The sequence below is a fragment of the Microbacterium sp. genome, assembly GCF_011620665.1.
Lineage (GTDB): Bacteria > Actinomycetota > Actinomycetes > Actinomycetales > Microbacteriaceae > Microbacterium.
Genome location: NZ_WOYQ01000021.1, coordinates 85,064 through 91,842 on the forward strand (window position 1 = coordinate 85,064; position 6,779 = coordinate 91,842).

General features: G+C 70.1%; 4 protein-coding genes. 2 read left to right on the top strand and 2 right to left on the bottom strand.

The annotated features are described in order from the left end of the window. Window positions 1-40: 40 nt before the first annotated feature. Window positions 41-1,396, top strand: coding sequence for a M20/M25/M40 family metallo-hydrolase (locus tag QZV81_RS03270; RefSeq protein WP_292832438.1), 1,356 nt, complete (start codon window positions 41-43; stop codon window positions 1,394-1,396). A gap of 19 nt (window positions 1,397-1,415) precedes the next feature. Here the strand turns inward: QZV81_RS03270 and hrpA are convergent, their stop codons facing one another. Both hrpA and QZV81_RS03280 read right to left on the bottom strand, forming a co-directional pair. Then, window positions 1,416-5,330, bottom strand: a complete 3,915-nt coding sequence (hrpA, locus tag QZV81_RS03275; protein ID WP_292832440.1) for an ATP-dependent RNA helicase HrpA — start codon at window positions 5,328-5,330, stop codon at window positions 1,416-1,418. 97 nt (window positions 5,331-5,427) lie between these two features. Then, a complete protein-coding gene (locus QZV81_RS03280; protein ID WP_292832442.1) occupies window positions 5,428-5,802 on the bottom strand; it encodes a hypothetical protein in 375 nt (124 codons plus the stop codon). A gap of 214 nt (window positions 5,803-6,016) precedes the next feature. Between QZV81_RS03280 and QZV81_RS03285 the strand changes: the two genes are divergently transcribed. Continuing rightward, window positions 6,017-6,779, top strand: a 763-nt coding sequence (locus QZV81_RS03285) for a CoA transferase (RefSeq protein ID WP_292832445.1), incomplete at its 3' end; no start/stop codon positions are given.

Below are 6,779 nucleotides of genomic sequence, written 5' to 3' on the forward strand. Positions count from 1 at the left end.
GGCCGCTGCGGACCGGCGACGCGCCGCGTAGGCTCGAACGGTGACCGAAGACGCATCGCCCGACGCCGCTCCGGCCGCGCTCGAGCGCTTTCGCGAGTTGCTGCGCATTCCCACGGTCTCCCATGCCGATGAGGCCGCGATCGACTGGGCGCCGTTCGACCTGTTCCTCGCCGCGCTGGTACGGCTGTACCCGCGCACGCACGACGTGCTCGAGCGCGAGGTCATCGCCGGACACTCGCTGCTCTACCGCTGGCGCGGAACGGCAGCCGCCGACCCGCTCGTGCTGATGGCGCACCTGGATGTCGTCCCGGTGGTCGAGGCGGAGTGGACCCGTCTGCCTTTCGCCGCCGACGTGGTCGGCGCGGGGGAGGATGCCGAAATCCACGCGCGCGGCGCGATCGATGACAAGGGATCGCTGGTGGCCATCCTCGAAGCGGTCGAGCAGCTCGTCATCGATGGACACTCACCGGCACGCGACGTCTATCTCTCGTTCGGGCACAACGAGGAGACCGCCGGTGACGGCGCTCAGGAGATCGTCCGCGTGCTGCGGTCCCGCGGAATCCGACCGGGTCTGGTCCTCGACGAAGGCGGCGCCGTCGTGGACGGTGTCGTGCCGGGCGTCGCGGTGCCCACCGCGATGGTCGGCGTCGCAGAGCGGGGCGTCATGACGGTGCACCTCACGGCGCGGGAGGCCGGGGGGCACGCCTCGACGCCGCCCGCGATGCCGGCGACCGTGCGGCTCGCGCGGGCGATCGACCGAGTGCACCGGCATCCGTTCCCCACGCGCATCGCGCCCCCCGTGCGCGCGCTCTTCGCGACGCTCGCTCCGCACGCGCCGCAGCCGCTGCGCTGGGTGTTCGGCAACCTGGGTCTCACCGCGCCGCTGCTGGCTGCCGTCTTCCCGCGGCTCGGCCCCGAGCTCAACGCGCTCGTGCGCACGACGGCCGTCGTGACGGAGCTCTCCGGAGCCGCGGGTGAGAACGTTCTGGCGACACGCGCGCGTGCGTCGATCAACATCCGGCTGCTCACCGGCGACACCGTCGCCTCCGCGGTCGCTCACGTGCGTCGCGCCGTCGCCGACCCGACCGTGGAGGTGGCGGTTCGCCATGGTTCGGACCCCTCGCCCGTCTCGCCCTGGCAAGGCGAGCCGTGGCGCCGCATCGCGACAGCCGTTTCCTCGGCGCTCGGCGACGAGATCGTCACGACGCCGTACATCCAACTGGGCGCGAGCGACAGCCGCTGGTTCACGCCGATCTGCGGCCACGTCTACCGGTTCACGCCCTTCCATCTGACGCGGGCCGAGCGGGACGCGCTTCACTCGCACAACGAGCGCATCCGGGTCGACGTCTGGCTGCGGGGGATCGGGTTCTACCGCGATCTTCTCCGCGCGAGCTGATCGCGCGCCGCCGCAGCGGTCACCCTGCGGCGAGGGCCTTTGCCACCCGCTGGAGCGACACGGGCTCGGCCGTGCCGAGCTGCTGGGCGAAGATGCTCACCCGCAGTTCTTCGAGCATCCAGCGACCGCGGACCAGAGTGTCGGCAGCGTCTGGGGGCAGCGGTATCGTGCCGCCGACCTCGGCGTAGGCTGCGCTCGCGCGCTCGAACTCGGTCATCCGCTGCCGGTCCCGACCGGGGTTGTCGGCGAGCCCCTGCACCCTCAGCAGGGTGCCCTGCAGGTAGCGGGGGAGGTGCGCGAGGCGGGCGAGGCCGGTCTGCGAGACGAATCCTGGGAAGATGAGCCCTGCCACGTGCGCCTTCGCGTCGCCGAGCGCCGTCAGCAGTGTCATGGAGTTCTGCGCCCGGACGGCCCGATCGATGTCGCGCTGCAGAGTGAGGATGCGAGCGGTCAGCGACACCGCCTGGAAGAGCTCATCGACGATGCCGCCGGAGAACACATCCCGCACCGTCTCGAACTGCTCGGGGGTACGTGGAGCGGCCACAGTGCGATCGAGCACGGCGTCGGCGACGGCCACACGGGCATCCTCGATGAGGGACTTCGCCGACGGATACGGCGAGGTCGCGAGGACGAGTTTCTCGGCCGCCGTGAGGTGCTCGAGCACGTATGCGCTGGGTGACGGGACGGCGAGGAGCAGGAGTCGCCGGACCCCGGCCCGGGTGAGGCGCGCGGCGCGTTCGGGCGTCGCCTCGATGCGCAAGGCGACGCTGTCCTTCTCGTCGACGAGCGCGGGAAACCCGCGCACGATGCCGCCGGCGACGCGGGAGTCGACGACCTCGGCGAGCACACCGACATCCCACGTCACGAGGCCGGAGCGCTCGGTCACGGCGGCGGCCGTGCGCGGCGCACGCGGGGCCGGGATCGCGCCGGTGCCGGTGGCGGTCGTGGTCGTCGGTGCGGCGAGCGAGCGCGCAACGGACTCTCGCGCCCGCGTGGCCAAGCGAGCCTGCAATTCGGCCAGGTCGTGGCCGCTGCCGATCGTCCGGCCGCGCTGGTCGACCGCGCGAAAGCCCATCGTCAGGTGCGCGGGCACCCGGGAGAGGTCGAAGTCCCCCGGAGTGACCGGCTGGTTCGCCAGGCGCTGGATGCGGGCCGCCAGCGCCGCTCGCAGTGACAGCGGCGGCACGCCGCCATGCGACTCGGGGCCGGCGCCGACCAGTTCGTCGCCGAGCGTCGCCGCCCAATCGGCGGCCGGCACCACGTGCCGCCGGATCGCCTTCGGCAACGCCCGCAGCAACGCCGCGATGAGCTCGCCGCGGAGGCCCGGCACCTGCCAATCGAAGCCGTCCTCGCGCAGCTGCGCCAGCAGGGCCACCGGCACGACGACGCTGACTCCGTCGTCGTCGGCGCCCGGCTCGAAGCGATACGCGAGAGAGAGGGTCTGGTCGCCCTGCTGCCATCGGGTCGGAAAGTCGCGCTCGTCGGAGCGGGAGGCGTCATCGACAAGGTCCCCTTCGCTCATCTCGAGCAGGCGCGGAGTGCGAGCGGAGGCTTCGCGCCACCATGTCTCGAAGGATCGAACGTCGTAGACGTCCCGGGGGATGCGGGCGTCGTAGAAGGTGAACACGGCCTCGTCGCCGACGAGGATGTCGCGGCGCCGCTCGCGCTCCTCGATCTTCTCGAGTCGGACCCGCAGTTCGTGATTGCGCCGCTCGAACGCCGTCAATCTCTTGTCGATGTGGTGCGTGTTCCACTCGCTCTCGACGAGCGCGTGGCGGATGAAGAGTTCCCTTGCGAGTCCGGAGTCGAGGCGTGCCAGCTGCACGCGACGCCGGGGGATGATCTCGACCCCGAACAGCGTCACCTTCTCGGCGGCGACGGCGGCACCGGCATCCTTCGACCAGTGCGGGTCCGTGATCGCGCGGTGCGCCATGTCGCCGGCGAGTTCTTCGGCCCAGGCGGGGTCGATTGCGGCGACCGTCCGCGCGTACAGCCGTGATGTCTCGACCAGCTCCGCGGCCATGACGGCATCGGGCGCGGCTTTGCGCAGGCCCGACCCCGGGAAGATCGCGAAGCTCGCGCCGCGGGCCCCACGGTACTGCGCGACGGGGCGCCGCTTCGCATCGGCGCGCTGGACGGAACGGGTGTCGAGAATGCCGATGTGCGAAAGCAGACCAGACAGGATCGCGCGGTGAATGAGCGCTGGGTCGGCCGACCCCGCGTCGGCGCCCGGCTCGATCGCGGTCGCGGGCTCGCCGCTCAGCCTCCAGTCCCCCGAGGTGTCGCGGCTGAGCTGACGCAGCTGGCGGTGGACGTCGAACCATTCCCGCACCCGCACATAGTTGAGGAACTCGCTGCGGCAGAGGCGCCGGAATGCGCTCGACCCGAGTTCGCGCTGCTTCTCCTGAAGGTGGTTCCACAGATTCAGGAGCGTGAGGAAGTCACTCGTCGGGTCGACGAATCGGGCGTGCATTCGGTCGGCCTGCTCGCGCTGGGTCCCGCCGTCCTCGGCGGAGGGCCGCTCACGCACATCCTGAATCGACAGTCCGGCGACGATCGCGAGTACGTCACGGGTGACCCCGAGCCGCCGCGCCTCCTGCAGCATCCGGGCGAAACGCGGATCGATCGGCAGGCGGGCGATCTCGCGCCCCCACCGCGTGAGCTTCGGCGTGCCGCGCCCGGTCTCGATGGCGCGGAGTTCGGTCAGCAGATCGAGGGCGGCTTTCACCCCTCGCGAATCCGGGGGAGTGAGGAAGGGGAACTCCGAGATGTCGCCGAACCCGAGTGCGAGCATCTGCAGGATCACCGACGCGAGCGAGGTGCGCAGGATCTCGGGTTCGGTGAATTCCGGACGGGCGGCGAAGTCGTCTTCGGCATAGAGCCGGATCGCGATGCCCGCGGAGGTCCGTCCCGCACGACCCGCGCGCTGCTGGGCGGAGGCTTGCGAGATCGCTTCGATCGGAAGACGTTGCACTTTGGAGCGCGGGCTGTAGCGAGAAATGCGTGCAGTGCCGGCATCGATGACGTAGCGGATGCCGGGCACAGTGAGGCTTGTCTCGGCCACATTCGTCGCAAGGATGACGCGCCGCCGCACACCGGCGATCGACGAGGCTTCGAAGACCCGATGCTGATCCGCGGAGGACAGTCGGCCGTAGAGCGGCAGCACCTCCGTCGATCGAGCGTCGTGAGCGTACATGCCGCGGACGGCATCCATCGCATCCCGGATTTCGGCTTCGCCCGGCAGGAAGACCAGCACGTCGCCGGCGGACTCCCCGTCGAGCTCGCGGAGCGCGCCCGTGAGCGCGTCCACGTCGTCATCGGCCCCGGACGCGGGCCGGTACCTGATCTCGACCGGGAACGTGCGGCCGGACACCTCGATGATCGGCACCTCGCGGGCGCCCCCCGCCGAGAAGTGCCGCGCGAAGCTCTCCGGGTCGATCGTGGCCGAGGTCACGATGACCTTCAGATCGGGGCGTTCGGGCAGGATGCGCGTGAGGTACCCGAGCAGGAAATCGATGTTGAGGGACCGCTCGTGCGCTTCGTCGATGATGATCGTGTCGTAGCGGCGGAGCAGGCGGTCGCGATGGATCTCATTGAGCAGGATGCCGTCGGTGATGAGCGCGACCCTCGTATCGGCGGAGACCTGGTCGGTGAAGCGGACCTTGTAGCCGACCGCACCTCCGAGCGGCACCTGCATCTCGAACGCGATGCGCTCGGCTATCGTGCGCGCCGCGATGCGGCGCGGTTGAGTGTGCGCGATGGAGGTGCGCCCGAGCTCGAGGCAGATTTTGGGCAGCTGCGTGGTCTTGCCGGAGCCGGTCGCCCCCGCCACGATGACGACCTGGTGGTCGGCGATCGCTCGTGCTATCTCGTCACGTGCGGCGCTGACCGGCAGCTCCGGCGGGTATGAGATCACGGGTTCGGGGGAAGGCATGGCCCTCTATCGTAAGTGTCCTCAGGTCACGGCGGGTGTGGAGGAAACGAAGCGCGAGACCTCGACGATTGCGTCGACACGGTGCACGCGCACGACCTCACCACCCGTGCGGCGCGGAGTCCTTGCTCACAGTTTCTCGAGGTCGCCGCGCATGAGCGTCAGCGTGCCGTCGTACGAGCATCGCCGACAGCGATTCGGTCGAGATCGGCTCGCCTCCGGTGACGACGACGCCGACGGTCAGCACACGTGATGCGCCGGACTGACTCGCGAGGACGCCGGTATCGACGACTCGGGACTCTGCAGCAGAGAGGGCGGCGCGAATCTCGGGATACGTCATGGCGCTCTCGCTTTCGTCGGAGGGAGAAACGGGTGGTGGCTCGTCCGCCGGAGTGCAGGATGTCACAGCCGACGTCGTGAGCACCGCTCCGAAGATCACGTCGGCGAGGCCCAAACTCGTCGAGCGAAGCGCCATCAGTCTTCCTTCCATGAGCAGTAGGTGTGGTCATCACCGTACGTGCTCGCATCGCCCACGAAGTGGGCATTGAGGTCATCCCACGGCCGCCCGCTGTATGCTCACCCTGAGCGACGACCGGCCCGGTGCAGAGAGGGGTCGCGGACCCCGGAGACGCACGCACCGGCCGCGACCGTCGCAGGCACGCGACATTCTCGAAGACGAGAGGGGAAGCATGGACGGTCACGGTGCACTCGACGGTGTGCGGATACTGGAGCTCACGACCGGGATCGCGGGGCCGTTCGCGGGGATGCTCCTGGCCGATCACGGCGCCGAGGTGCTCACGGTCGACCTGGTCACAGCTGACCCGGTCGCCGACGCCGCCGACGGTCAGGCAGTGTGGGACCGCGGGAAGACCCGAGTCACGCTGGACCTCTCCTCCGATGCGGGGCGGCGCTGGCTCGCCGACCGCCTGCCCGCCACGGACGCCCTACTCGTGTCCCGGCTGCCCGTCGCGGGCACCGCGTGGGATCAGCGCACGCTCACCGAGATGTTCCCGGCGCTCGAGATCCTCGTCATGCCGCCCTACCTCGACATCGACGGCAGCACGCCGTGGGCAGGGGGCGCGGAGTCGCACGGGCTGCTGTCGGCCACCGCCGGGACCGCGTACTCTCAGGGTTCTGCCGACGACGTCCCGGTTGAACTGGTCTACCCGCACCTCCTGTACGTGCAGGGCATCTGGGCCGCGACCGTGCTCGTGGCGGCACTGGTGGAGCGTCAGCGGTCGGGCACCGGGCAGCTGATCACCGTCGCAGGAATGCACGGCATGACCGAAGGCGCGGCGGCTGCGATGGTCCACGCACCCGGCACGCCGCGCACCCATCAGCCGGGCGGTCCCGGAGGACCCATCCCGTTCTATCGCCCCTACCGCTGCGCCGATGGGCAGTGGCTGTTCCTGGCGTGCCTGACCCCGAACTTCTTCATGAAGGCGTTCGAGG